The 24,458-nt window shown below is 56.2% G+C and carries 20 protein-coding genes; 12 read left to right on the top strand and 8 right to left on the bottom strand.

Annotation, left to right across the window (positions count from 1 at the left end):
* The first annotated feature begins 156 nt into the window (after window positions 1-156).
* Window positions 157-1,035 (top strand): aromatic amino acid DMT transporter YddG, encoded by an 879-nt coding sequence (gene yddG, locus ACMYSL_RS14145; RefSeq protein WP_182238846.1) that lies wholly within the window; start codon window positions 157-159, stop codon window positions 1,033-1,035.
* A 41-nt stretch (window positions 1,036-1,076) separates the two neighbouring features.
* Here yddG and ACMYSL_RS14140 read toward each other — a convergent pair whose 3' ends face one another.
* Both ACMYSL_RS14140 and ACMYSL_RS14135 read right to left on the bottom strand, forming a co-directional pair.
* Entirely contained in the window at window positions 1,077-2,366 is a 1,290-nt protein-coding gene (locus tag ACMYSL_RS14140) for a lysozyme inhibitor LprI family protein (RefSeq protein ID WP_434663642.1), read from the bottom strand.
* 168 nt (window positions 2,367-2,534) lie between these two features.
* Window positions 2,535-4,025 (bottom strand): MFS transporter, encoded by a 1,491-nt coding sequence (locus ACMYSL_RS14135; RefSeq protein ID WP_434663640.1) that lies wholly within the window; start codon window positions 4,023-4,025, stop codon window positions 2,535-2,537.
* Window positions 4,026-4,144: 119 nt separating this feature from the next.
* Between ACMYSL_RS14135 and ACMYSL_RS14130 the strand changes: the two genes are divergently transcribed.
* The 6 genes from ACMYSL_RS14130 to narI all read left to right on the top strand — a co-directional run bounded on the left by ACMYSL_RS14130 (window position 4,145) and on the right by narI (window position 13,074).
* Window positions 4,145-4,720, top strand: coding sequence for a TetR family transcriptional regulator (locus ACMYSL_RS14130; RefSeq protein WP_181486150.1), 576 nt, complete (start codon window positions 4,145-4,147; stop codon window positions 4,718-4,720).
* A gap of 188 nt (window positions 4,721-4,908) precedes the next feature.
* Window positions 4,909-6,297, top strand: coding sequence for a NarK family nitrate/nitrite MFS transporter (locus ACMYSL_RS14125; protein ID WP_304259369.1), 1,389 nt, complete (start codon window positions 4,909-4,911; stop codon window positions 6,295-6,297).
* 123 nt (window positions 6,298-6,420) lie between these two features.
* Window positions 6,421-10,161, top strand: a complete 3,741-nt coding sequence (locus tag ACMYSL_RS14120) for a nitrate reductase subunit alpha (RefSeq protein WP_434663637.1) — start codon at window positions 6,421-6,423, stop codon at window positions 10,159-10,161.
* A complete protein-coding gene (gene narH, locus ACMYSL_RS14115; protein WP_110276571.1) occupies window positions 10,158-11,702 on the top strand; it encodes a nitrate reductase subunit beta in 1,545 nt (514 codons plus the stop codon). Before ACMYSL_RS14120 ends, narH begins: the two co-directional genes overlap by 4 nt.
* Entirely contained in the window at window positions 11,702-12,397 is a 696-nt protein-coding gene (narW, locus tag ACMYSL_RS14110; protein WP_434663633.1) for a nitrate reductase molybdenum cofactor assembly chaperone, read from the top strand. Before narH ends, narW begins: the two co-directional genes overlap by 1 nt.
* On the top strand, window positions 12,394-13,074 hold the full coding sequence (narI, locus tag ACMYSL_RS14105; protein WP_142465938.1) for a respiratory nitrate reductase subunit gamma: 681 nt from the start codon (window positions 12,394-12,396) through the stop codon (window positions 13,072-13,074). Before narW ends, narI begins: the two co-directional genes overlap by 4 nt.
* 139 nt (window positions 13,075-13,213) lie before the next feature.
* Here narI and nhoA read toward each other — a convergent pair whose 3' ends face one another.
* From nhoA to ACMYSL_RS14085, 4 genes are all read right to left on the bottom strand, one after another.
* Complete coding sequence (gene nhoA / locus ACMYSL_RS14100; protein ID WP_434663630.1) at window positions 13,214-14,059, bottom strand: N-hydroxyarylamine O-acetyltransferase; 846 nt, start codon at window positions 14,057-14,059, stop codon at window positions 13,214-13,216.
* A 76-nt stretch (window positions 14,060-14,135) separates the two neighbouring features.
* Window positions 14,136-15,791: an ABC transporter permease gene (locus tag ACMYSL_RS14095; protein WP_304259377.1), complete on the bottom strand. Its 1,656-nt coding sequence runs from the start codon at window positions 15,789-15,791 to the stop codon at window positions 14,136-14,138.
* A 301-nt stretch (window positions 15,792-16,092) separates the two neighbouring features.
* The gene (locus ACMYSL_RS14090) at window positions 16,093-17,061 is read right to left on the bottom strand and encodes an ABC transporter substrate-binding protein (protein ID WP_434663627.1); all 969 of its coding nucleotides are present in this window, start codon (window positions 17,059-17,061) and stop codon (window positions 16,093-16,095) included.
* The gene (locus ACMYSL_RS14085; protein ID WP_434664080.1) at window positions 17,058-17,762 is read right to left on the bottom strand and encodes an ABC transporter ATP-binding protein; all 705 of its coding nucleotides are present in this window, start codon (window positions 17,760-17,762) and stop codon (window positions 17,058-17,060) included. Before ACMYSL_RS14085 ends, ACMYSL_RS14090 begins: the two co-directional genes overlap by 4 nt.
* A gap of 211 nt (window positions 17,763-17,973) precedes the next feature.
* Here ACMYSL_RS14085 and ACMYSL_RS14080 point away from each other — a divergent pair, with 211 nt between their 5' ends.
* Window positions 17,974-18,555 carry a flavin reductase family protein gene (locus ACMYSL_RS14080; protein ID WP_110274163.1) on the top strand — a complete coding sequence of 194 codons (582 nt, stop codon included), beginning with the start codon at window positions 17,974-17,976 and terminating at the stop codon, window positions 18,553-18,555.
* A gap of 276 nt (window positions 18,556-18,831) precedes the next feature.
* Here ACMYSL_RS14080 and ACMYSL_RS14075 read toward each other — a convergent pair whose 3' ends face one another.
* A complete protein-coding gene (locus tag ACMYSL_RS14075; protein ID WP_434663922.1) occupies window positions 18,832-19,812 on the bottom strand; it encodes an IS110 family transposase in 981 nt (326 codons plus the stop codon).
* Window positions 19,813-20,312: 500 nt separating this feature from the next.
* On the opposite strand from ACMYSL_RS14075, the gene ACMYSL_RS14070 reads away from it, so the two are divergent.
* The 3 genes from ACMYSL_RS14070 to ACMYSL_RS14060 all read left to right on the top strand — a co-directional run bounded on the left by ACMYSL_RS14070 (window position 20,313) and on the right by ACMYSL_RS14060 (window position 21,833).
* Window positions 20,313-20,813 carry a MarR family winged helix-turn-helix transcriptional regulator gene (locus ACMYSL_RS14070; RefSeq protein WP_139538247.1) on the top strand — a complete coding sequence of 167 codons (501 nt, stop codon included), beginning with the start codon at window positions 20,313-20,315 and terminating at the stop codon, window positions 20,811-20,813.
* A gap of 88 nt (window positions 20,814-20,901) precedes the next feature.
* Complete coding sequence (locus ACMYSL_RS14065) at window positions 20,902-21,177, top strand: DUF6616 family protein (RefSeq protein ID WP_434663625.1); 276 nt, start codon at window positions 20,902-20,904, stop codon at window positions 21,175-21,177.
* Between the two features lie 137 nt (window positions 21,178-21,314).
* Window positions 21,315-21,833 (top strand): ClbS/DfsB family four-helix bundle protein, encoded by a 519-nt coding sequence (locus ACMYSL_RS14060; RefSeq protein WP_434663622.1) that lies wholly within the window; start codon window positions 21,315-21,317, stop codon window positions 21,831-21,833.
* Between the two features lie 8 nt (window positions 21,834-21,841).
* Here ACMYSL_RS14060 and ACMYSL_RS14055 read toward each other — a convergent pair whose 3' ends face one another.
* Window positions 21,842-22,666 carry a helix-turn-helix domain-containing protein gene (locus ACMYSL_RS14055; RefSeq protein WP_434663620.1) on the bottom strand — a complete coding sequence of 275 codons (825 nt, stop codon included), beginning with the start codon at window positions 22,664-22,666 and terminating at the stop codon, window positions 21,842-21,844.
* A 203-nt stretch (window positions 22,667-22,869) separates the two neighbouring features.
* Between ACMYSL_RS14055 and ACMYSL_RS14050 the strand changes: the two genes are divergently transcribed.
* On the top strand, window positions 22,870-24,441 hold the full coding sequence (locus ACMYSL_RS14050) for a sugar hydrolase (protein ID WP_434663618.1): 1,572 nt from the start codon (window positions 22,870-22,872) through the stop codon (window positions 24,439-24,441).
* Window positions 24,442-24,458 lie beyond the last annotated feature (17 nt).

Genomic DNA, 24,458 nt, shown 5'->3' with positions numbered 1-24,458 from the left:
GCGTCAAATCAATGTCCAAAACGCATGCCCCCTTAATAGTCAGGAACGTCGAAATTCATTACCCCATTAGTATTAAGCGTTAAGGAAAATATCCCCCTGAAGCCAACAAAAAGTGTTATAAAACCCGACTGCATTTGAAGCAATATCAGGTTAAATATGGAAAAGAAGAGAGCTACGCTGATTGGATTCGCCGCCATTATTCTCTGGAGTACGATGGTCGGGTTGATACGCGGCGTTAGTGAAGGGCTTGGGCCGGTGGGCGGTGCGGCGATGATCTACAGTCTGAGCGGTATTTTGCTGATCTTTACCGTCGGCTTCCCGCAAATACGCCAAATCCCTCGCCCCTACTTACTGGCGGGTAGCCTGCTGTTCGTCAGCTATGAAATTTGCCTGGCATTGTCGGTAGGATTAGCCGGTACCCGCCAGCAGGCGATTGAAGTGGGAATGGTCAATTATCTGTGGCCCAGCCTGACGATTTTATTCGCCATCTTGTTTAACGGGCAAAAAAGCAGCTGGCTGGTGATCCCCGGATTGTTACTGGCGTTATTTGGCGTCACCTGGGTATTAGGCGGTGAGCACGGTCTGAATATCGATGAAATAATCAGCAACGTAGTCTCCAGTCCGCTGAGCTATATTCTGGCCTTTGTCGGCGCGTTTATCTGGGCGGCCTACTGCACGGTCACCGCCAAATACGCAAAAGGCAAAAACGGCATTACTCTGTTTGTCCTGCTCACCGCCCTGACCCTGTGGCTGAAATTCCTGTTCAGCGAGCAGCCGCCGATGGTCTTTAGCTGGCCGGTCATCATCAAGCTGGTCACCCTGTCAGTCGCGCTGGGATTAGGTTACGCGGCGTGGAACGTCGGTATCCTGCACGGCAACGTTAGCCTGCTGGCCGCCGCCTCCTACTTTACCCCGGTGCTCTCTTCGGCGCTGGCGGCGTTGTTGCTCAGCGCTGCGCTGTCGTGGTCATTCTGGCAGGGTGCCGGGATGGTGTGCATTGGCTCCCTGCTCTGCTGGCAGGCGACCCGGCGCTAAGCTGCCCGCGGCGGCGGATATCTTTCGCCGCCATCGGGACTTTATTTTTTAGCGATATAAATTTCGTAATGCTGCCCTTTCTTTTCTGCAGAATAAGTGCGGTATGTGGCAACAACCAGATCCTCATCGTTATAGTTCAGGTAGTAAGGCTGCAACATCCCTTCCACCGGTAATATACGCTGAGTGGTTTTATTTTTAATATCTGTTTTCCAGATGCAGGCATAACCGCCATCGTTATCAAAATAAAATGAATTCTCATCGCCCCAGGCATAGTTGCGCATATATTCGAAATCATTACCCTTTGAAGTCTCCCCCTGCGCCAGGAATACATTAATCCCCTGATCCGGCCTGTCAGCCGGGAAATAGAACATCCCTTCGTCATAATCATCGCGTGACGCCAGGCGCCATTTCCCATCCGGGGACGCTACCCGACTGGTGCACTCCTGAGTTTCGCAGTAGCCCACCCATGCCTCTTTTTTTAAGCTTGCCTCGCTGCGCGTGGTGCTCTGCGTTTTTTCCACCTTGTCACTGGTGGGATCAAGAGTGTAAGTCTCTACGGTATAATCGGTGCTGGCTCTAATATCGGCCAGCTCTGGATCGGGGCGCTGAAGAACGGAATAGACGATACTATTCGTACTACCGGGGTCGTATTTAATCATCACATCGTCACGGTATGAATATTCGTAATGAGCAACAATCAGTGACTTCCAGCCGTTTTCAACGCGAATAATATTGTTAACCTGCTTATCGCCCTCTCTTCCGGAGACAAGAAAATAGATAACCAGATCACCGTTCACCACTCTGTGCGTCAGCACTCGCCAGTCAGAGTCATCCAGTTTATAATTCCGTGATGAGATAACCCATTCTGGTACGATGACCTTAACCCGCCAGCGGTCCTCGGTAATGGTAAAACCATTTTTATTTTGCAAGTTCTGCGCCATGGGCGGGTCGAGTAAATCGCCATCACGATTAAAAACGTCATCAACATTCCGAAAAGGTAAAATCGCGGTTAAATCTTTATTTCTGGCAACATACTTTTCTTTTATACAAGAAATATCATCCCCACACTGATTTCTTTCTTTCACCCATTGGCGCTGTTCCCTGAACAATGTGCCGTGATTAATACTGTTATTAAGTGCCGAAGTAAAAAACAGGTTTAAAACATTATCCACACTTGATAGATAAGTATCATTACATATCGTTAATTCTGTCTTATTAAGATTTTGAGCTGAACAATCAAACCCTGCGGCATATACCGGCAGCGATGCTATAAATAACCCAGCACCGCAGGTTAACTTTTTTGCGTTACGACTAAAGCACGTCAGTGTCATTGTGAATTCCTTTTACCTTTCCCTGCCACTTTCTCATACGGTATCCGGAACATTAATTAACATACTCAGGTGGTAAACGACAGCACAACGCATCTCCACATAGAAGAATCAGAAAAAATAAAGAAGATTGGATAAATAAAAGCCGGAGAATAACTCCGGCAAAAGGAATTAATTCAATTCCGGCGCTTTCGCCAGGCTGCGCCAGATACCTGCCGTCAGCAGTAAAAGCAGGACGCCGGCCGTCGCCAGCACGATGCTGTGCGAGCTGATAAACGCCGTCTTCGCCGCCTCGATCAGACTTTGCGCCGGAATGGCGGGCATCGACTGCGCCAGCTTAATCGCCTCGCTAATCGATGATGACGCCTGCTCTGCCGCCGCGCCTTCCACACCCATCGGCAGAATAATTGACGACGTGTAGCTACGAGTCAGGATCAGGCCAAATAGCGCAATCCCCAGGCCTGCACCCAGCTCGTAGGCCATGGTTTCAATGGCTCCTGCCGCTGCGGCTTTCTCCTTCGGCGCGGCAGCCATAATCGCTGAGCTGGAGGCGAGCAGCGCGCTGGCGACGCTGAAGCCCAGTAGCGTCATCAGCCCCCAAGCCTGCCACTGCTGAGTGCTGAAATCGGTCATCGACAGGCCGAGGAAGCTCAGGGCGCTCAGCAACATGCCGCCGGTCGCCACCTCGCGCAGCCCTAATCGTGACACCAGCATCCCGGCAATCGGCCCGCTAAACCCGCTGGCTACCATCACTGGCAGCATAAATAGCCCGGCCTCAAAAGGCGTTTTGTTATGCACAAACTGGAGTTCCTGCGCCATCAGCAGCTCGAAACCGACCAGGGTGATCAGCGCCGTCATCGCCATCATCACACCACTTAAAATAATGCGGTGGGTAAACAGACGCATATCGACCATCGGGCGTGCCGCCGAGAGCTGCTTACGCACAAACCATGTCAGCATCGCTGCGCCAGTAATCGCCACCAGTCCGGTTATCCACAGCGCCATTTGCCCTTTCAGCGCCGTTTTGGCGCTAAATACCAGCATCAGTATGGCGGCAATAAGGATCAACGCCTGGAATAAATTGAGCGGCTGTTCGCGCCGCGCAGGCTGGCGTGGGACCACTTTGGCATTAATCGCCATCACCACCAGCACGATCGGTACGTTGATCAGGAATACCGAGCCCCAATAGAAATGCTCCAGCAGCATGCCGCCAACCAGCGGGCCAAATGCCGCACCGCCAGAACCGACCGCCGCCCACAGGCCGAGCGCCATGTTACGATGGCGGGCTTCCGAGAAGGTGCTACGGATCCCGGCGAGCGTTGCCGGGACGATCATCGCTGCCCCTACCGCTAACAGCGCGCGGGAAGCAATGAGCGTCGCTGCCGTGGGTGAAAACGCCGCCGCCAGCGATGCCGCGCCAAAAATACCGCTACCGAGCAGCAGCAGCCGTTTGAAGCCGATTTTATCGCCCAACGCGCCCATCGGCAGCACCATGCCGGCCATCACCAGCGAATAGATATCAATAATCCACAGCAGCTCATTGCCGCTGGTTCCCAGCGCCACGCTCAGCGTCGGCGCAGCCACATGCAGTACCGTGGCGTCAATCGCCACCGGAATATAAACCAACAAAATCGCCATCAGCGTCAACCATTGCCGAGACATACTACTTTTCCTCAATGTTGAAATTGGACATTTGTCCAGGATGGCGATCCTGCCGTAATGTTGAACGAGTGTCCAACTTTTTGTTACTATCGCCAAAAAAACAGGGGTCACGGAACGTTATGAGCTATTTAAATCGCGATGCGCGTCGGGAAGTCATTGTGCTGGCAGCCATGCGCGTGGCGCTAAGAGGCGGACTGGGCGCGATGACCGTCCGTCAGATAGCGGCTGAAGCTGGCGTTGCCGCCGGGCAGTTGCATCACCACTTCACCTCCACTGGCGAGTTAAAAGCCCATACCTTTGTGCGCCTGATCCGAGAAATGCTCGATATGCCGCTGGTCAGCAATGATGCCAGCTGGCGCGAGCGCCTGTTTTCAATGGTCGGGAGCGATGACGGCAGGCTTGAGCCCTATATTCGCTTATGGCGCGAAGCACAGCTGCTGGCCGACAGCGACAGCGATATCAAAGGCGCATACCTGTTAACCATGAGCATGTGGCATGAAGAGACGCTGAAGATTATCCTGGGCGGAATCGAGGCGGGTGAGTTTCAGCCCAAGGACAACGCGGAAAGTATCGCCTGGCGGCTGATCGCCCTGGTCTGCGGCCTCGATGGTATTTACGCGTTGGGGATGCAGGAAATTGATGATGCCACCTTCAACCGTTATATAAACCATTATATATCAATGGAGTTATTTTAATTCAACGTTACATTCTGTAACAAATAATCCCCCCCGATTATTCGCGCGTCTTCTTATGACGCGCTTTTCTTATCTATTCTTCAATCATTACAACGGATAAAAAAACCACCTCTGCATACAGTATTTTCTTAATTTACTGTTTTTACTTATTTATTCTTTTCACTGAATACTGTTCATTCGAGGGCAATATGTCGACAGAAAATGAGAAGAAGAATCATTACCTTTTAAAAGAGTGGAAACCAGAAAACGCGGCATTCTGGGAAAATAAGGGCAAGAAAATAGCGCGGAGGAATCTTTGCATTTCCGTGGCTTGTCTGCTACTCGCCTTTTGCGTGTGGATGTTATTTAGTGCCGTCGCGGTCAATCTCAATAAAGTCGGATTTAATTTCACCACCGATCAACTCTTTTTATTAACCGCCCTGCCTTCACTTTCCGGAGCAATATTACGCGTACCCTACTCCTTTATGGTGCCTATATTTGGCGGGCGCTACTGGACGGTATTAAGCACGATTATTCTGGTGGTGCCCTGCATCTGGCTGGGAATTGCTATTCAAAATACCGCTACTCCATTTTGGGTATTTATCACCATTGCCCTGCTGTGCGGTTTTGCTGGTGCCAACTTTGCTTCCAGCATGGGAAATATCAGCTTTTTCTTTCCCAAAGCCAAACAGGGCAGCGCGCTGGGGGTGAACGGCGGGCTCGGCAACCTCGGCGTCAGCGTGATGCAGATGATTGCTCCGGCAGTGATCTTCCTGCCGATATTCGCGTTCCTCGGCGTTCACGGAGTTCCCCAGGAAGATGGCTCCATCCTCGCGCTAAGCAACGCGGCTATTGTCTGGGTACCGCTGCTGGTCATCGCCACCATTGCTGCCTGGGTGGGCATGAACGATATCGCCAGCTCAAAGGCTTCGGTTCGCGATCAGCTCCCGGTCCTGAAACGCCCGCATATGTGGCTGTTAAGCCTGTTATATCTGGCGACGTTTGGTTCTTTTATCGGCTTTTCTGCCGGCTTTGCGATGCTGGCGAAAACGCAGTTTCCGGACGTCAATATTCTTAAGCTGGCCTTCTTCGGTCCGTTTATCGGCGCGCTGGCGCGTTCATTCGGCGGCATTATCTCCGACCGTCTCGGCGGCGTCCGGGTCACCCTAATCAACTTTATCCTGATGGCGCTATTTACCGGCCTGCTGTTCCTCACCCTGCCTGGCTCCGGTTCCGGCAGCTTCCTCGCCTTTTACGTGGTGTTTATGGGGCTGTTTCTGACCGCCGGTCTCGGCAGCGGCTCCACCTTCCAGATGATCGCCGTAATTTTCCGTCAGATCACTATCGAGAGCGTTAAGAAGCGCGGCGGCAGCGACGAACAGGCCCAGCATGAAGCGGTTACCGATACCGCGGCGGCGCTCGGGTTTATCTCGGCCATCGGCGCGATTGGCGGCTTCTTTATCCCGAAAGCCTTCGGTACATCGCTGGCAATGACCGGTTCTCCGGTCGGGGCCATGAAAGTGTTCTTTGTCTTCTACGTCGTGTGTGTGCTGGTGACGTGGTTGGTCTATGGCCGACGCACACCGGCAAAAAAATAACGAGAAATTTGCCGGATGGCAGCTAACGCCTTATCCGGCCTACGGGATCGAGCGGTCTTGTAGGCCGGATAAGCCATCCGGCAATGGCACGATGCCGTACATTATCGAAGCAGGAGAAATGTCATGAGTAAACTACTGGATCGCTTTCGCTACTTTAAGCAGAAAGGCGAGACCTTTGCCAACGGTCACGGTCAGGTGTACAACACCAACCGCGACTGGGAAGATAGCTACCGTCAGCGCTGGCAGTTCGACAAGATTGTCCGCTCAACGCACGGTGTGAACTGTACGGGCTCATGCAGCTGGAAGATTTACGTTAAGAACGGGCTGGTCACCTGGGAAACCCAGCAAACCGACTACCCGCGCACCCGCCCTGACCTGCCCAACCACGAACCCCGCGGCTGCCCGCGCGGCGCAAGCTACTCCTGGTACCTTTACAGCGCTAACCGCCTGAAGTATCCGCTGGCGCGCAAGCGGCTGATCGAGCTATGGCGCGAGGCGCTGGCTCAGCATCCAGATCCGGTGATGGCCTGGGACAGCATCATGCAGGACCCGGTCAAAACCCTCAGCTACAAACAGGTGCGCGGCAAAGGCGGCTTTATCCGCTCCAGCTGGAAAGAACTGAACCAGCTGATTGCCGCCGCCAACGTCTGGACGATTAAAAACTACGGCCCGGACCGCGTCGCTGGCTTCTCGCCGATCCCGGCGATGTCGATGGTCTCTTACGCCGCCGGTACCCGTTACCTGTCGCTGCTTGGCGGTACCTGCCTGAGCTTCTACGACTGGTATTGCGATCTGCCTCCCGCATCGCCAATGACCTGGGGCGAGCAAACCGATGTCCCGGAATCCGCCGACTGGTACAACTCCAGCTACATTATCGCCTGGGGTTCCAACGTTCCGCAGACCCGTACGCCGGACGCCCACTTCTTTACCGAAGTGCGCTATAAAGGCACGAAAACCATCGCCATTACCCCGGATTATTCGGAAGTCGCCAAGCTTTGCGACCAGTGGCTGGCCCCGAAACAGGGAACCGACAGCGCGCTAGCGATGGCGATGGGCCACGTGATCCTCAAAACATTTCACCTTGATAACCCCAGTGATTACTTCCTCAATTACTGCCGCACCTATACCGATATGCCGATGCTGGTGATGCTCGACCCGCGCGAAGATGGTAGCTACGTACCGGGGCGTATGGTACGGGCCTCCGATCTGGTTGACGGGCTGGGCGAAAGCAACAATCCGGAATGGAAAACCGTGGCGTATAACCGCGCAGGCGAGCTGGTCGCGCCTAACGGTTCAATTGGCTTCCGCTGGGGTGAAAAAGGTAAATGGAACCTTGAGCAGCGGGCTGCCGGGCAAGAAACCGAATTAACGTTGTCGCTGCTGGAAAGCCATGATAGCGTCGTTTCGGTTGGTTTCCCCTACTTCGGCGGCAACGAAAATCCGCACTTTCGTAGCGTCAAACAAGATCCAGTGACGATTCATCAGCTCCCGGTCAAACAGCTGCCGCTGGCTAATGGCGAAACCGGCCTGGTGGTGAGCGTTTATGACCTGATACTTGCCAACTACGGACTCGATCGCGGCATAGAGGACGCCAACGCGGCAAAAGATTTTGCTGAAGTGAAAGCTTATACCCCGGCGTGGGCCGAGCAGATCACCGGCGTACCGCGCCAGCATATCGAGCAGATCGCCCTGGAATTCGCCGATACCGCACATAAAACCCATGGTCGGTCGATGATTATCCTCGGAGCCGGTGTCAACCACTGGTATCACATGGATATGAACTACCGCGGGATGATCAATATGCTGGTGTTCTGCGGCTGCGTTGGTCAGAGCGGCGGCGGCTGGTCGCACTACGTCGGCCAGGAGAAGCTGCGCCCGCAAACCGGCTGGCTACCGCTGGCGTTCGCCCTCGACTGGAACCGCCCGCCGCGCCAGATGAACAGCACCTCCTATTTCTACAATCACGCCTGCCAGTGGCGCTATGAAAAACTTACCGCCCAGGAGCTGCTGTCGCCGCTGGCGGACGCCAGTAAATTTAGCGGTCATTTAATCGACTTCAACGTCCGCGCCGAGCGTATGGGCTGGCTGCCCTCTGCGCCGCAGTTGGGCGTCAACCCGCTCACCATCAAACAGCAGGCCGCCGCCGCAGGTCTTTCCCCAGCCGACTTTACCGCTCAGGCGCTGAAGTCCGGCGATATCCGCTTTGCCTGCGAGCAGCCGGATAACGGCAAGAACCACCCACGTAACCTGTTTATCTGGCGCTCCAACCTGCTGGGTTCCTCCGGCAAGGGCCACGAGTATATGCTCAAATATCTGCTGGGTACCGACAGCGGGATTCAGGGCGATGAGCTAGGTGCGACCGATGACGTGAAGCCCGAAGAGGTGGAGTGGCAGACCGCCGCCATCGAGGGCAAGCTCGACCTGCTGGTGACCCTTGATTTCCGCATGTCCAGCACCTGCCTGTTCTCCGATATCGTTCTGCCGACCGCCACCTGGTACGAAAAAGACGATATGAACACCTCGGACATGCATCCGTTTATCCACCCGCTCTCCGCCGCCGTCGACCCGGCGTGGGAGGCGAAAAGCGACTGGGAAATCTATAAGGATATCGCCAAAACCTTCTCGGAAGTCTGCGTTGGTCATCTCGACAAAGAGACCGATGTGGTGCTGGTGCCGCTGCAGCACGACTCCCCGGCGGAGCTGTCGCAACCCTTTGACGTGCTCGACTGGCGCAAAGGCGAATGCGATTTAATCCCCGGTAAAACCGCCCCGTCGATTGCCGTCGTTGAACGTGACTATCCGGCCACTTACGAGCGTTTCACCTCTCTCGGCCCGCTGCTCGACAAGCTGGGCAACGGCGGCAAAGGCATTTCGTGGAACACCCAGAGCGAGGTCGATTTCCTCGGCAAGCTTAACTACGTCAAGCTCGATGGCCCGGCGAAAGGCCGCCCGCGTATTGATAGCGCCATTGACGCCTCGGAAGTGATCCTCGCCCTCGCTCCGGAAACCAACGGTCAGGTGGCGGTGAAAGCCTGGCAGGCGCTCGGCGAATTTACCGGGCGTGAACATACCCATCTGGCGCTGAATAAAGAGGATGAAAAAATCCGCTTTCGCGATATTCAGGCCCAACCGCGCAAGATTATCTCCAGCCCAACCTGGTCAGGCCTGGAAAGCGAACACGTTTCATATAACGCCAGCTACACCAACGTTCATGAACTGATCCCCTGGCGTACGCTGTCCGGTCGCCAACAGCTGTATCAGGATCACCCCTGGATGCGCGCCTTTGGTGAAAGCCTGGTGGCCTATCGCCCGCCAATCGACACCCGCAGCGTCAGCCACATGAAGGAGATCCCCCCTAACGGATTCCCGGAGAAAGCGCTTAACTTCCTGACGCCGCATCAGAAATGGGGCATCCACTCCACCTACAGTGAAAACCTGCTGATGCTGACCCTGTCGCGCGGCGGGCCGATTGTGTGGCTTAGCGAAACCGACGCCAAAGAACTGGGCATTGAGGATAACGACTGGATTGAAGCCTTTAACGCCAACGGTGCGCTCACCGCCCGTGCGGTGGTCAGCCAGCGCGTACCGCCGGGCATGACCATGATGTATCACGCTCAGGAACGCCTGATGAATATTCCGGGCTCGGAAGTCACCGGTCGGCGCGGCGGGATCCATAACTCGGTCACCCGCGTGTGTCCGAAACCGACGCATATGATCGGCGGCTATGCCCAACTGGCCTACGGTTTTAACTACTACGGCACCGTCGGCTCCAACCGCGATGAGTTCATCATGATCCGCAAAATGAAAAATATTGACTGGCTGGATGACGAAGGTCGCGATCAGGTTCAAGAGGCGAAAAAATGAAAATACGCTCACAGGTCGGCATGGTACTTAATCTCGACAAATGCATTGGCTGCCACACCTGCTCGGTCACCTGTAAAAACGTCTGGAGCAGCCGTGAAGGGATGGAGTACGCATGGTTTAACAACGTGGAAACCAAACCGGGTATCGGCTATCCGAAGAACTGGGAAGATCAGGAGGCGTGGCAAGGCGGCTGGGTTCGCAGCATTACCGGCAAGCTCACTCCGCGCCTCGGCAACCGTGTCGGCGTACTGTCTAAAATCTTTGCCAACCCGCTGATTCCGGGCATTGATGACTATTACGAGCCGTTCACTTACGACTACCAGCACCTGCACAATGCGGCTGAAGGTAAACACCTGCCCACCGCCCGCCCGCGTTCGCTGATCAGTGGCCAGCGTATGAACAAGATTGAATGGGGCCCGAACTGGGAAGAGTTGCTCGGCGGCGAGTTTGAAAAGCGTGCCCACGACCAGAACTTTGCCGCAATGCAAAAGGAGATGTACGGTCAGTTCGAAAACACCTTCATGATGTATCTCCCGCGTCTGTGCGAACACTGTCTCAACCCAAGCTGTGTCGCTACCTGCCCGAGCGGCGCCATCTACAAGCGTGAAGAAGACGGTATCGTACTGATCGACCAGGACAAATGCCGCGGCTGGCGACTGTGCATCAGCGGCTGTCCGTACAAAAAAATCTACTTTAACTGGAAGAGCGGCAAGTCGGAGAAATGCATCTTCTGCTACCCGCGTATCGAATCCGGACAACCGACGGTCTGCTCCGAAACCTGCGTCGGGCGCATCCGTTACCTCGGGGTGCTGCTGTATGACGCGGACCGCATCGAAGAAGCGGCCAGCACCGAACATGAAACCGATCTCTACGAGCGCCAGTGCGACGTGTTCCTCGATCCGCATGACCCGGCGGTGATCGAAGAGGCGTTGAAACAAGGCATTCCGCATAACGTGATTGACGCAGCGCAGAAATCCCCGGTCTACAAGCTGGCGATGGACTGGAAGCTGGCCCTACCGCTGCATCCGGAATACCGCACTCTGCCGATGGTCTGGTACGTCCCGCCGCTGTCGCCGATTCAGTCGGTGGCCGATGCGGGCGGCCTGCCGAGCAACGGCAATATTCTCCCGGCGGTGGAAAGCCTACGCATTCCGGTGCAATACCTCGCAAATCTGCTCAGTGCGGGCGATACCGGCCCGGTGCTGCGCGCCCTGAAACGCATGATGGCGATGCGTCACTACAAACGCTCCCAGACAGTGGAAGGCGTCACCGACACCCGCGCCATCGAAGAAGTCGGCTTAAGCGTGGAACAAGTTGAGGACATGTACCGCTATCTGGCGATAGCCAACTACGAAGACCGCTTTGTGATCCCAACCAGCCACCGCGAAATGGCGGAAGACGCTTTCCCGGAAAAAAACGGCTGCGGCTTCACCTTCGGCGATGGCTGCCATGGGTCGGATACCAAGTTCAACCTCTTCAACAGTCGGCGCATCGACGCCATTGACATCGGTGGCGTGCGCAAACACGGGGAGGGAGAATAATGCAGATCCTCAAAGTCATTGGTCTGCTGCTGGAGTATCCGGACGAGGTGCTGTGGGAGAACCGTGAGGAGGCGCTGACGCTGGTCAGCGCCGATGCTCCGGAGCTGCTACCTTTCGTCGGGCCGCTGCTGGCAGCGAAGCTCCTCGACCGACAGGCCGAATGGTGCGAAGTGTTCGAGCGCGGGCGTGCTACTTCGCTGCTGCTGTTCGAACACGTCCACGCCGAATCCCGCGATCGCGGCCAGGCGATGGTTGATTTAATGGGCCAGTATGAACAGGCCGGTTTGCAGCTAAACAGCCGCGAACTGCCGGACCACCTGCCACTCTATCTGGAGTATCTGAGCATCTTACCGGAGAGCGAAGCCCGCGAAGGGTTACAGAACGTCGCGCCGATTCTGGCGCTGCTCGGCGGGCGCTTGAAGCAAAGAGAGTGTGAATACTATCGGCTGTTTGACGTACTGCTGTCGCTGGCTGATAGTCAGTTAAACAGTGACAGTGTCACGAAGCAGGTGGCGGGGGAAAAGCGCGACGATACCCGCCAGGCGCTGGATGCAGTGTGGGAGGAGGAGCAGGTGAAGTTTATCGAAGATAACGCCACCGCCTGCGACAGCTCCCCAATGCAGTCTTATCAACGACGCTTTAGCCAGGACGTGGCACCACAGTATGTCGACGTCCGTGCCGGAGGCCCGAAATGATACAGTACCTTAACGTCTTCTTTTACGATATCTACCCCTACCTCTGCGGCACGGTTTTCCTGATCGGCAGCTGGCTGCGCTACGATTACGGACAGTACACCTGGCGCGCCTCGTCAAGCCAGATGCTGGATAAGCGCGGGATGGTGCTTTGGTCGAACCTGTTCCATATCGGCATTCTCGGGATCTTCTTCGGCCACTTCTTCGGCATGTTGACGCCGCATTGGGTCTATTCCTGGTTCCTGCCGATGTCGCAGAAGCAGCTGATGGCGATGATCCTTGGCGGGGTTTGCGGTGTGCTGACGTTAGTCGGCGGCATCGGGCTGCTGGTTCGTCGTCTGACGAATCCGCGCATTCGCGCCACCTCCACCACCGCGGATATCCTGATTCTGAGCATTCTGCTGATTCAGTGCGCGCTCGGCCTGACGACCATTCCGTTCTCCGCGCAGCACCCGGACGGTAGCGAAATGCTAAAACTGGTGGACTGGGCGCAGGCGGTCGTGACCTTCCACGGCGGCGCGTCGGCGCATCTTGACGGCGTGGCGTGGATTTATCGTGTCCATCTGGTGCTTGGGATGACCATCTTCCTGATATTTCCGTTCACCCGCCTGGTGCACGTCTGGAGCGCCCCGGTGGAGTATTTCACCCGCCGCTATCAGGTGGTACGTTCAAGGCGCTGAGTCTTTCCCCTCACCCCGACCCTCTCCCCAAATGCGGGGAGAGGGAGAAAGGCAGACCGGCGCAGAACGCAAACTCCACACCGTACGATCCCCTCTCCCTTCCAGGGGGAGGGTTAGGGTGAGGGTAAAACGTCAAAACCTACTTCCCCGCCTCCGGATGCGTATCAAACGCCGCCATCACCGCCGCTAAATCCGCTTCGCTAAAGCCATATTTCGCATCGTCAACACCGAGGCCGAAACGTGTTTGCAACGCTTCGTACAGCGCCGGAACGTCCGGTAAGTCCAGCTTTTCGACCACATGGTTTTTATCCCAATGGGTAAAGTGGAAATTGGTTAACGTCATCTTGCCACCGTCCGGTAAATGGCGACACATCAGCAGATGGTGACGGAAGTGCGACTGCGGCCAGTGCGCCGACCAGAAGTTGCCCATCACGTAGTCAGAAGCGTACTGACGACCCAAATCAAAATGGTACATCGACTGCCAGTGACCGTGATGGCTGAACTGCAGCGCCCATTCATCCCCTTCATAAATCAGGCGATACTCACCGTGCGGCGTGGTTTGTTCAACATCCGCCAGCAGCCGAATCGGCGCGGTCAGGGTCTGACCGCCAAAGCCGACATCGGCAATCCAACGCTCGCCCTCAACCTCCACCAGCAACAGCCGATGAGTGCGCGGCGGCATATGCGGTGGATTGGCCAGCACCACGCGCCCCAGCAGGCTGCGCACGTTAAAGCCCATCTCGCGCAGCGCCCTCTCCAGCAGACCATTTTGCTCAAAGCAGTAACCGCCACGACGGCCATGAATCAACTTATCTTCCAGCGTCCGATCGTCGAGATGCATCTCTCTGGGCAGCAACACATCCAGGTTCTCAAACGGGATCGCGCCGTTATGGTGGATATGCAGTTCACGCAAGGTGTTAATCGATACTTCAGGGGTTCCCGTCCAGCCCAGACGAGAAAAATAGGCGCTTAAAAATGGACTCATCAATGCCTCCAGCAATCGGTGTCCGACATTTATAGCCTGTTTTTTCTGCCTGACCAGCTATTTTGTGCGATCGCCTTTATTCACGCGTGCCCCGCTGCATCAGCGCCAGCGCGCTGAGCATTAAAGCCAGGCCAGTAAATAGCGTCAGGGAAGCCATTGCCATCCCCTGTCCTACCGAGCCCTGCTCAAACTGACGCCAGATAAACACCGCCACAGTTTGCGTCCCCGCCGGAGCCAGCAGCAGCGAGGTCACCAGCTCGCGGGAAGCCACGGCAAACACCATCAGCATCGCCGCCAGCAGCGCCGGAAATACCAGCGGCAGAACGATCAAACGTAGCGCCTGCAATGGCGTTGCGCCATGCACCCGCGCCGCCGGTTCAAGGTTATTACCGAGTTGGCGCAGCGCGCTGCCGACATAGCGCACCGGCCACGGCAGCAGCAGACAGCAATAAGAAAGCAGCAGCATAAACCAGGTGTTATAGGGAGAAACCGGCCAGAACGGCTGATTCCACAGCAGAATCAGCCCAACGCCGACCACCACGCCCGGCAGCGCTGCTGGCATCAGCGATAATGCATCGACAATCGCACTCCCTCTGATTTTCTGCACCAATACCAGCCAGGCAGCCAGAAGACCAATCAGGCCGACGATCAACGCTGAAGCCAGCGCCAGCGAAAGGCTGGTCCCCAGCGCTGACAGCGCATCGCCCTGCTGGGCAAACAGCGCATCGAAATGCCTGAAGGTAAAATTGTCGGCATGAATACCACCCGACAGCGTCCCCATCAGGCTGGTCAGCACCATCGATGCCCCCGGCAGCAGCACCGCCAGTCCGCCGATACCCGCCATAAACAACACCGCCGGAAGCGCCAGCCAGCCTAAATCCGCCCCGCTATTCTCTCCCGGCTTGCCGGTTACGCTGGTCACTTCTTTATCGCCGACCAGCCGCTTTTGCAGCCACCAGGCCAGCAGCGCTACCGCAATCAGCAGCAACGACAGCAGCGATGCGCCCGGCAGGTCGATAGGCCAGTCGGCGAGCTTTTTCTCTATCCCGACGGTGAGCATCACCAGCCCCGCCCGCGAACCGAGCGCCGCCGGAACGCCATACTCTTCAATGGCGAGGGTAAACGCCAGCAGCATCCCCGCAGCCAGCGCCGGAGAAAGCATCGGCAACGTGATATGCCAGAACGCCCGCCAGGCGCTGGCTCCGTGCACCCGCGCCACTATCGCCAGCCGCTGACCGCTCGCCAGCAGGCTGCGCGAGACCGCAAAATAGACCACCGGGAAGATGTTGAGGGTCATCACCAGCACGATCCCGCTGCGGCTGAACAGCAGATCGTTCAGATCCCAGCCGGTCAGCTGTTGCAGATAGCCGTTGCTTTGCAGTACCAGCATCCATGACAGCGCGGCAATATACGGTGGCGTAAGAAAGGGGATCAGAAATAGCAGATCCCACAGGCGCGGCAGCGGCAAGTTAAACAATCCGCGCAGCACGCCTAGCGGCAAACCGATAATCACGCTCATCAGCGCCACGCCGCAGGCCACCCATAGGGTGCCGCCAAGCATCGTCGGCAGCTGCGGGTCGGCAATCAGCGTCGATACGCCGCTGAACGCGCCGCCCAGCGAACCGGCGCTAAACTGGGGGAATATCGCCTGCAGGACGATAAAAAAGAGCGGTAACGCCACCAGCACCAGCAGCGCCGTTAGCGTTCCCGTCGAAATAAGTTTCTGTTTCACGGTAGTTTCCTGGAAACGATCCCCGTCTGCGATCCGATAGCCCGGACAGGCGCGCCAGCGCCGCCTCCGGGAAATGCACCGGGCCCTGATACCCTGGCTTTGTGTCTTCCCGGTGGCGCTGCGCTGACCGGGCTACGGGGTCACAGCCGTCTGCGATCCGGTAGCCCGGACAGGCGCGCCAGCGCCGCCTCCGGGAGATGCGCCGGGCCCCTGATGCCCCGGCGTTGTGTCTTCCCGGAGGCGCTACTGTATGACTGGGCTACTTTGGCCGAGCAACGTTTCGCAACCCGGGGAAATCGATTTACTGCGTGAAGAGCGAATTAAAACGTGAAAGGACCGCGCTACGTTCGCTGTTGCCATCGCTGGTGGTCGGCAGAATTTTCAGCTCATTGAGCAGCGGACGCTTAGCCTGAACATCGCTACGGGCGGGCATTAACCAGGCATCGGCGACCAGCGTCTGACCTTCCGGGGACAGGACATAGTCAACAAAAGCTTTAGCATCGTCTGCATGCTGGCTGGTTTTAAGGATCATCATTGGACGCGGCGCAATAACCGTACCGCTGGCCGGGAAAATCACCTTCAGCGATTCGCCCTGATGAATATTGCCGTAAGAAACATAGTCCACCGCGCCGAAGACCGCCGCTTTCGCCCCCTGCATCACCGGCGTCACCGCCTGGGCATTCGGCCCGCTGACCACCATGCCGTTCTTTTTCAGCTCGTCAAACAGCGCCCAGGCTTTATCACCCATGCCATTCTGTAACCCGATCAGCAAATCCAGCGACGCGCCGGAGAGCGCCGGGTCCGGCGTGGTGACTTTATCTTTGAACGCGGCTTCGGTCAGGTCGCGCCACTCTTTCGGCTCCGGGGTGCCGCTTTTGGTGTTCCAGACGATCCCCAGCGCCGAAATACCCTGAGCGACGTAATCAGCGGATTTCAGATTCGCCGGAACCTTATCGGCATTAGCGCTCTGATACGCCAGCAGCCAGCCGCGGTTATGCAAATCCTCCGCCGTGTCCCAGGAAGCGGAGATCAGCACGTCCGCCTGCGGGTTCGCCTGTTCGGCTTCAAGACGCGCCATCACCTTGCCGGTAGTGGCCTGGAAAATATTCACCTTCACCCCAGTTTTCTTCTCATAGCCGCTGGCGAGACTTTTCGCCAGAGAGCCCGGACCGGCGGTGTATACGGTCAGCGCGTGGGCGCTGGAGATCATGGTGGTCGATAACATAATCGCGAGCGCAACTCCTGTCTTAATGGTCATAACGGTTTTCATGCGGGTTCCCCTGAGGATGAAGTAACGGCGCGGACGGCAGCAATGCTGCCCGCAGATAAATGCACAATCTTGTCTGCCAGCAGCTCGGCTTCGCGACGGTCGTGGGTGACGTAGACGGCTGTAATCCCCAACTGACGCAGCAGGCGGCTCATCTCCACGCATAGCGACTCGCGCAGTTCGCTGTCAAGGTTGGAGAGCGGCTCATCAAACAGCAGCACGCGGGGTTCTGCCACAATGGCGCGGGCCAGGGCGACGCGCTGCTGCTGACCGCCGGAAAGCCCCGACGGTTTGCGGTCAGCAAAGCCGTTGAGACCGACCATCGCCAGCGCCTCCTCGACGCGCTTTTGCCGTTCGTGACGCGCTACACCGCGCATACGCAGCGGAAAAGCCACGTTCTGCGCGGCCGTCATATGCGGCCACAGAGCATAGTCCTGAAAGACCATACCGAGATCGCGCTGTTCCGGGGGCATTCCCCAGCCGGTTTTCGCCACCAGACGATCGCCGAAGTGAATTTCACCGCGGGCAGGTACGGTTAGCCCAGCGAGCAAGCGCAGCAGCGTGCTTTTGCCGCAGCCCGAAGGCCCCAGCAGCGCAACGATGCTGCCCGCGTCGATATGCAGACTGATCTGATTAAGAACGGTATGAGTGCCGAAGGCGAAGGAAACACCGTCGAGTTTGATGCCGGTAAGCGCGCGCATTATCGCCCTCCCCATTGGGAAAGCGATGCTCTGCCAGCGGTCAACATCCGCCGGGCCGCGCTCACCTGAGATAAATTCAGGGGAGCTAACATATTGTGATCCTCTTTGGGACTTAGTGCCGCCGACTATAGGGAGCCTGTATGACGTATTGATTACATTTTCATTGCGGATTAACGTGTGGTCAGGCATCAGACCCATTTACCAAGGAACGCATATGAGCCGTTTTCGCCACGTGGAACTCCAGTACGCCAGTCGCCTGCTTAATCATGGCCCGACCATTCTGATAACCAGCTATGACGCCCAGTCTCAACGCCGTAACGTCATGGCCGCCGCGTGGTCGATGCCGGTGGAGTTCGCGCCGCCAAGGCTGGCTATCGTGGTGGATAAAAGCGCCTGGACGCGGGAAATTATTGAGCGCAACGGCACCTTCGGCATCGTCGTCCCGGGGGTGGAAGCCGCCAGCTGGACCTACGCGGTCGGCAGCATCAGCGGGCGCGATGAGGATAAATTTAACGCTTACGGCATTCCGGTAGTGCAAGGCCCGGAACTGGGATTACCGCTGATCGAAGAGAAATGTCTGGCGTGGATGGAGTGCCGCCTGCTGCCGCCAACGGCGGCCCAGGAGCAGTACGACACCCTGTTTGGCGAGGTGGTTTCCGCCGCTGCAGATGAGCGCGCGTTCGTCACCGGTCGCTGGCAGTTCGACGACGATAAGATCAATACGCTGCATCATCTCGGCACAGGAAATTTTGTCGCCAGCGGTCGCCACGTACAGGCTAATACCCCGGAAGAGTAAACCTTACCGACCCGCAGATTGTTGAGAACGGTAGCCCGGACAGATGCGCAGCATCGCCTCCGGGATAATTCGGCAACACCCTGCGGTCTTCCTCCCGGGGGCGGCGCAAAACGCCTGGCCCGGGCTACAGGATCGCAGACGGCTGAAGACGGGTAGATACTGTGAGCATCGGCAACCATTTTTAGTTGCGGGGCTCTCTCCGGTTTCTGGATGACAGACACACCACCGACAGCACCCTCTGGGTGCTGTTTTTCTATTCCCGCAGTCTTTTCGTCCCTACGCTACCGCTATTCCATGTTGTGACGCATCGAACGGCTCCCCTGACTTCAGCACTCCGTACGCCACCTGCGCCAGCTTGCGCATCATCGCCCCTATGATAACTTTCGCGCGTTTGCCATTCCCTTCCAGTCTCTTTCTGAACGCTTTTCCCCACGCCGTGTGATACAGCGCTGATATTGCTGGCATATATAATGCTCTGCGCAACTGAACCGGACCCGCTTTACTCATCCGGCTCGCCCGCATCACGCTACTGCCTGACTCATGCTGCACCGGCGTCAGCCCTGCATACGCGGCGAACTGCCGCGCTGTGGCAAACCTCAGCTTCAGTCCCGTATACGCCAGCAGGACCGCCGCCGTTTTCTCGCCGATACCCGGGATGCTGTTCAGCAGCTTCCGCCGTTGCTTCATATCCGGGTCGTTGTCCGTCAGGTCTTTTATCTGTTTTTCGATACGTTTCAGTTCAGCACTCAGGCACTCCAGGAGCACATCGATGCTCGCTAACTGGACCTCCGGGGCTGTTTCCTGACGGTTTTTCTCCTGCGTCTGCATCTCTGTCAGCGCCTGATGCCGTAACACCAGCGCTTTCAGGGCCCGCTCTGTCGGGTGCGGTGCCTCCCATGCTGACGGACGTTTCTCCCGGCAGAAGTGCGCCAGCATACGGGCATCGACTTTGTCGGTTTTACTGCGCAACCCTTCACTACGGGCGAAGGCGGCACTCAGGGCGGGGTTGATAATGGAGACGGTATAACCGGCATCACTCAGATACGCGGCAGCCTCTTCCATGTAGGTACTGGTGGACTCCATGCAGACATGGGCATGGTTCACATCATGGCTGCGAAGCCAGCGGACAAGCGCTTCATGTCCGGAGGGCGTATTTTCGAATTTTTTACCGCGATGCCGACCATCAGGGCGCAGGATATCAACATCGAGCTTAGCTTTGGCTACATCAATGCCGATGAAGTACAGTTCATTTTCCATAGTGAAACCAACCTTGCGAATACGGGTTACCGGTGAAAGCCGGTCCATGATACTGTCCGGTTTATCACATGAGAAAGAACGGCAGTCCGGTGCAAAGATCTACGGAACAGGCGCGAAAGCCTAAGCCCGGACACGGCATCCGGACCGCCATCAGAGAGAACTGGCCGGTTCTTTCTGATGGAGTCATCATACAAGCCCGGACAGATGTGCAGCATCGCCTCCGGGATAATTCGGCAACACCCTGCGGTCTTCCTCCCGGGGGCGGCGCAAGCGCCTGCCCGGGCTACGGGCTCGCAGACGTCTGAAGACGGGTAGCCCGGACAGATGCGCAGCATCGCCTCCGGGAAATGTCCAGGGCCGGGTAAGGCGTCAGCCGCCATCCGGCAAAAAAACAGGCTCGGCGTTCAGGCCAGGCTTGTCCTCAATCTCCACATTTTTCGCTTGATCGTCTATCGCTTCAATCATATAGTTAGGCACCATACTATATGACTAAAGCTGTTATGGAACTTGAACAAAAATACCTTTCGCTGCTGCAGGAGGCCGAGCGTCATCAGCTTGCTGACGTCGACAATATCCGCCTCTGTTTTCAAACTCTGTCGTTAGCGGCTGCCATCGACCGCGATTGCGCAACGCTGCTGGCTCCGTGGGGATTATCCGAGGGACGTTTCGTGCTGCTGTTTTTGCTCGATGCCGCAACCGACGGTCTCGCTCCCAACGTGTTGGCGGAAAAAGCAGGCGTCACCCGGGCAACCATTACCGGGCTGCTTAACGGCCTTGAGCGTGACCAGTTAATTGAGCGTCATGCCGACCCTCTTGATGGCCGGGCCATGCGCATCGCATTAACCCCTGAGGGCAAGCAGCTTATCGGCAACGTCTTCGCCCAGCACGGCCGTTGGATTGCTGGCTTATTCAGCCATCTCTCAGCGCAGGAACGCACCCAGCTATCCGAACTGTTGGCGAAAGTCGCCGCCGGTACGCTGGCAGGAAAAAGTCTCTCATGATCTGGATATCAACCCAAAGGAGTCATCCGTTATATCCCACTATTTAGTCGAACTTTATACCCCTAACCCCGCCTGGCACGCGCTGTCTGTGGAGCAGCGTCAGCAGTTTATCAATGGCATTCAGTCTGGAATGAGCGGCCTCGCGCAATGGGGCGTTGAACTCCTGACGCTGGCCCAGACCGATACCGCTATCGATAAAGCTTCCCCACACCGTTTTTTAGGGATCTGGCGTTTTCCTGACGCTCAGGCCCGCGATGCGCTGTTGGCTGGTATCGCCGCCAGCGGCTGGTATGATTATTTTGAACATATCAATGCCGCCGCGAACACCGGTAGTCTTGAAGAGCATCTGAGCGCGCTAGGTTGATTCTCTGCGCGCTTCCCCCGGGGGCGGCGCAAAGCGCCTGCCCGGGCTACCGGTTCGCAGACGTCTGAAGACGGGTAGCCCGGACAGATGCGTAGCATCGCCTCCGGGGAATCATGTCACTTAGAAAGGAACTCACTATGAGCGTACCGCAAACCCAGGATCAGCTACTGGCAGCCATCGAAAAAAACTTCGCTAAATTGGCCGATTACCTGGCACATATTCCCGAAGACAAAACGTACGAAAAGACCCTGGCTGGTCACGCGCAGGGTACGATGATGAGCGTTCGCGATCTGGTCTGCTATCTGCTGGGATGGAATGAGCTGGTGCTCAAATGGATAACTCTTGACGAAACCCGGCAACCTATCGACTTCCCGGAAACCGGCTTTAAATGGAACCAGCTCGGACTGCTGGCGCAGAAGTTCTATGCCGATTATCCATCGCTGAATTACCCTGCTCTGCTTACTGCCCTGCATCAGGCGAAACAGCAGATTGTCGCCTGCATCGAAGCGCGGGATGACAACACGCTTTACGGCCAACCGTGGTATGGCAAATGGATGCTGGGGCGGATGATCTCCTTCAACACCTCCTCACCTTATGCCAACGCCTGTGGTCGTTTGCGCAAATGGGCAAAGGAACAAAATGTGCCGTTGAAATAATCTTTGTCTCAGCGCAGCAGCCGACGCCGGTCTTCGCTGGGGGTCAGGCCAAACACTTTTTTATATAAGGTGGTGAAGTGGTTACTGTTCGCGAAACCGCATAAATAAGCTACTTCTGTAATCGTCATATCGGTTTCGCGTAATTTTACGCGGGCCGAGACTAAACGCAGGCGTTTTAAATAATTATCCGGCGTCAGCCCGGTGGCCTCTTTAATATGACGAAAAGCGGTTCGCGTGGTCAGATGAAATTTCTCCGACAATTGCTGCCAATTATGCTCTTCAAAACAGTGCTCCTGCAGCCAGGTAAGCAACTTATGTAGCTTATACTTTGTATTGCTATATTCGGCTTCTGATTCCGCATGCAAAATGGTGGTAACGAGCTGGAAAAACGCAGCTTCGCGCAGTGCGCTATTTTCAGCCTGCTGGCATTCAGCCGAGAATATTTTTTCAACCAACTCCCGGCAGATATGACGGGTATCCGGGGCCAGCCAACCGTAGCAAGAGGCCTGCTGTGCCGAGAATTTATGTAATAATGCATCAAGATGCTGTAAATATCGAAACTCAACCAGCGGATTAATTAACACATTAATCAGCTTAAGCGTCCCCAGCTCATCATAATAATGCACATCGCCCGGCTGAACGTAAAAAACATCGCCCTGTTGAATATATAAAGGCCGACCATTAATAACGTGTAAACCGTGTCCCTCTTCAACAATCACCAGTTCGGCAAACTCGTGACTATGCTCATGGCTATTATCTTCCGGATCGCTGGCGTACATCCCCAGCTTATCCTGCGGATGGGTGAAATAATACTCAACGGTCAACATCATCATTTATTAAGTCCAAAACGGCATACGGTGCAGTGGCAAGATAATGCATTTTGGCGGTCGTCACGAGCAAGATTTATGGAATTGTGATCGCCAACCTCCCCATCCCACCATCATTGCCATTTTCTCAAACGCTTTGGCATTGCCAGAGTGGTTGCCGCAGGCAGCGGCATCTTATGCTGCACTCAAATAAACACAGAGGACGCAGTATGTCACAGGCTATTCAGCATAATTCTCAGGTCAAGATGACCCGTCACCAGGATTTTTTACGCACCGCCGAGGTGCTCCGGCCCTCGCTGCGCAGCGAATTACACCCGCCTGTCGCCGTGATAGAAGCCCAGACTGACTCCCGCGCGCTATTTGGCTGGCGTGCTGAAACGGTGAGTACCCTGGAGGCCTTTTATCAGCGCGAACTGACCAGCGGCGATAGCGTCATCATCGATTTTGGCAGCCACTATGTCGGCTACCTGCATTTGCTCTGCCAGAGCGCAGGAAGCCCGCCGGATGCCCCTGCACACCTGCAACTCACCTTTGGCGAAACCCTCAGCGAAGTCTGCGAATCCTTCAGCGAATACCAGGGCTGGCTCAGCAGCAGTTGGCTACAGCAGCAGGATCTGTGGCTTGACGTACTGCCCGCAGAGATTGACCTGCCGCGCCGCTACTGCTTCCGCTACCTGAAAATCGAGGTCAAAGCGGTATCGAGTAAATTCCGCCTGCGTTTCGACCAGATACAGGTGAACGCCGTGACCTCGGCTACCCAAACTTGTCCAGCGAGCATCTCCGCCGATCCGCAACTGCGAGAGATCGACCAGATTGCCGTTCTGACTCTGCAAAACTGCATGCAGGAAGTCTTCGAAGACGGCCCTAAACGTGATCGCCGCCTGTGGCTCGGCGATTTACGCCTGCAGGCGCTGGTCAACGATGTGACTTTCTGCCGACACGACCTGGTGCGCCGCTGCCTGTACCTCTTCGCCGGACATACCCGAGAAGATGGCATGGTGTCGGCCAACGTTTTCGTCCAGCCGGATGTCATTGCTGATGACACCTTCCTGTTTGATTACTCACTGTTTTTTGTCGATGTTCTCTACAACTATCTGCAAAGCGCTGAGGATATTGCCACCACTCGCGAGTTGTGGCCCACGGCTAAGCGTCAGATCGAACTGGCGCTAACCCGCTGCGACGACTCAGGCCTTGTGCGCGATAGCGACGACTGGTGGGTATTTATCGACTGGCAAGAGTCGCTGAATAAACAGGCTTCCGCGCAAGGGGTGCTGATTTACTGCCTACAGCGTGCCATCTGGCTGGCGGAACGTTTTGAACCTGAACGGGCGGCGAGCTATCGCACCTGCCTGCAACAGCTCAAAGCGGCGGCGCTCGATAGGCTATGGGACCAAGAGCAAGGCTTTTACGTTAGCGGCGCGCAGCGACAGGTCTCGTGGGCTTCGCAAATCTGGCTGGTACTGGCGGAAGTCGGTACTCCTCAGCAGCGCCAGGAGATGATGCGTAACCTGGAGAAAAATCCCCCCGTTATTGCCATGAACACACCCTATCTGCGCCACCACTATATCGCAGCCCTCTTGCAGTGCGAGTTGCGCGATGAGGCGATTGCGCAGATCAAAGCCTACTGGGGCGCGATGGTCGATTACGGCGCTGATACCTTTTGGGAAATTTTTGACCCGGCGCGCCCTGAGTTTTCCCCTTATGGCAGCAAACTGATAAACAGTTATTGCCATGCGTGGAGCTGTACCCCGGCCTGGTTTATTCGCCAGTACGGACTTTAACAACAACGATAAGCGAG

Source organism: Klebsiella sp. MISC125 (assembly GCF_051131775.1).
In the GTDB taxonomy this organism is placed as follows: domain Bacteria; phylum Pseudomonadota; class Gammaproteobacteria; order Enterobacterales; family Enterobacteriaceae; genus Klebsiella.
Note: the sequence above shows the minus strand (reverse complement) of the source record. Positions and strands in the feature narration are given on the sequence as shown.

Bases quoted from the DNA above. Each gene is read 5' to 3' on its own strand.
- yddG (WP_182238846.1), top strand. From the start codon at position 157: ATGGAAAAGAAGAGAGCTACGCTGATTGGATTCGCCGCCATTATTCTC.
- ACMYSL_RS14140 (WP_434663642.1), bottom strand. From the start codon at position 2,366: ATGACACTGACGTGCTTTAGTCGTAACGCAAAAAAGTTAACCTGCGGT.
- ACMYSL_RS14135 (WP_434663640.1), bottom strand. From the start codon at position 4,025: ATGTCTCGGCAATGGTTGACGCTGATGGCGATTTTGTTGGTTTATATT.
- ACMYSL_RS14130 (WP_181486150.1), top strand. From the start codon at position 4,145: ATGAGCTATTTAAATCGCGATGCGCGTCGGGAAGTCATTGTGCTGGCA.
- ACMYSL_RS14125 (WP_304259369.1), top strand. From the start codon at position 4,909: ATGTCGACAGAAAATGAGAAGAAGAATCATTACCTTTTAAAAGAGTGG.
- ACMYSL_RS14120 (WP_434663637.1), top strand. From the start codon at position 6,421: ATGAGTAAACTACTGGATCGCTTTCGCTACTTTAAGCAGAAAGGCGAG.
- narH (WP_110276571.1), top strand. From the start codon at position 10,158: ATGAAAATACGCTCACAGGTCGGCATGGTACTTAATCTCGACAAATGC.
- narW (WP_434663633.1), top strand. From the start codon at position 11,702: ATGCAGATCCTCAAAGTCATTGGTCTGCTGCTGGAGTATCCGGACGAG.
- narI (WP_142465938.1), top strand. From the start codon at position 12,394: ATGATACAGTACCTTAACGTCTTCTTTTACGATATCTACCCCTACCTC.
- nhoA (WP_434663630.1), bottom strand. From the start codon at position 14,059: ATGAGTCCATTTTTAAGCGCCTATTTTTCTCGTCTGGGCTGGACGGGA.
- ACMYSL_RS14090 (WP_434663627.1), bottom strand. From the start codon at position 17,061: ATGAAAACCGTTATGACCATTAAGACAGGAGTTGCGCTCGCGATTATG.
- ACMYSL_RS14080 (WP_110274163.1), top strand. From the start codon at position 17,974: ATGAGCCGTTTTCGCCACGTGGAACTCCAGTACGCCAGTCGCCTGCTT.
- ACMYSL_RS14075 (WP_434663922.1), bottom strand. From the start codon at position 19,812: ATGGAAAATGAACTGTACTTCATCGGCATTGATGTAGCCAAAGCTAAG.
- ACMYSL_RS14070 (WP_139538247.1), top strand. From the start codon at position 20,313: ATGGAACTTGAACAAAAATACCTTTCGCTGCTGCAGGAGGCCGAGCGT.
- ACMYSL_RS14060 (WP_434663622.1), top strand. From the start codon at position 21,315: ATGAGCGTACCGCAAACCCAGGATCAGCTACTGGCAGCCATCGAAAAA.
- ACMYSL_RS14055 (WP_434663620.1), bottom strand. From the start codon at position 22,666: ATGATGATGTTGACCGTTGAGTATTATTTCACCCATCCGCAGGATAAG.
- ACMYSL_RS14050 (WP_434663618.1), top strand. From the start codon at position 22,870: ATGTCACAGGCTATTCAGCATAATTCTCAGGTCAAGATGACCCGTCAC.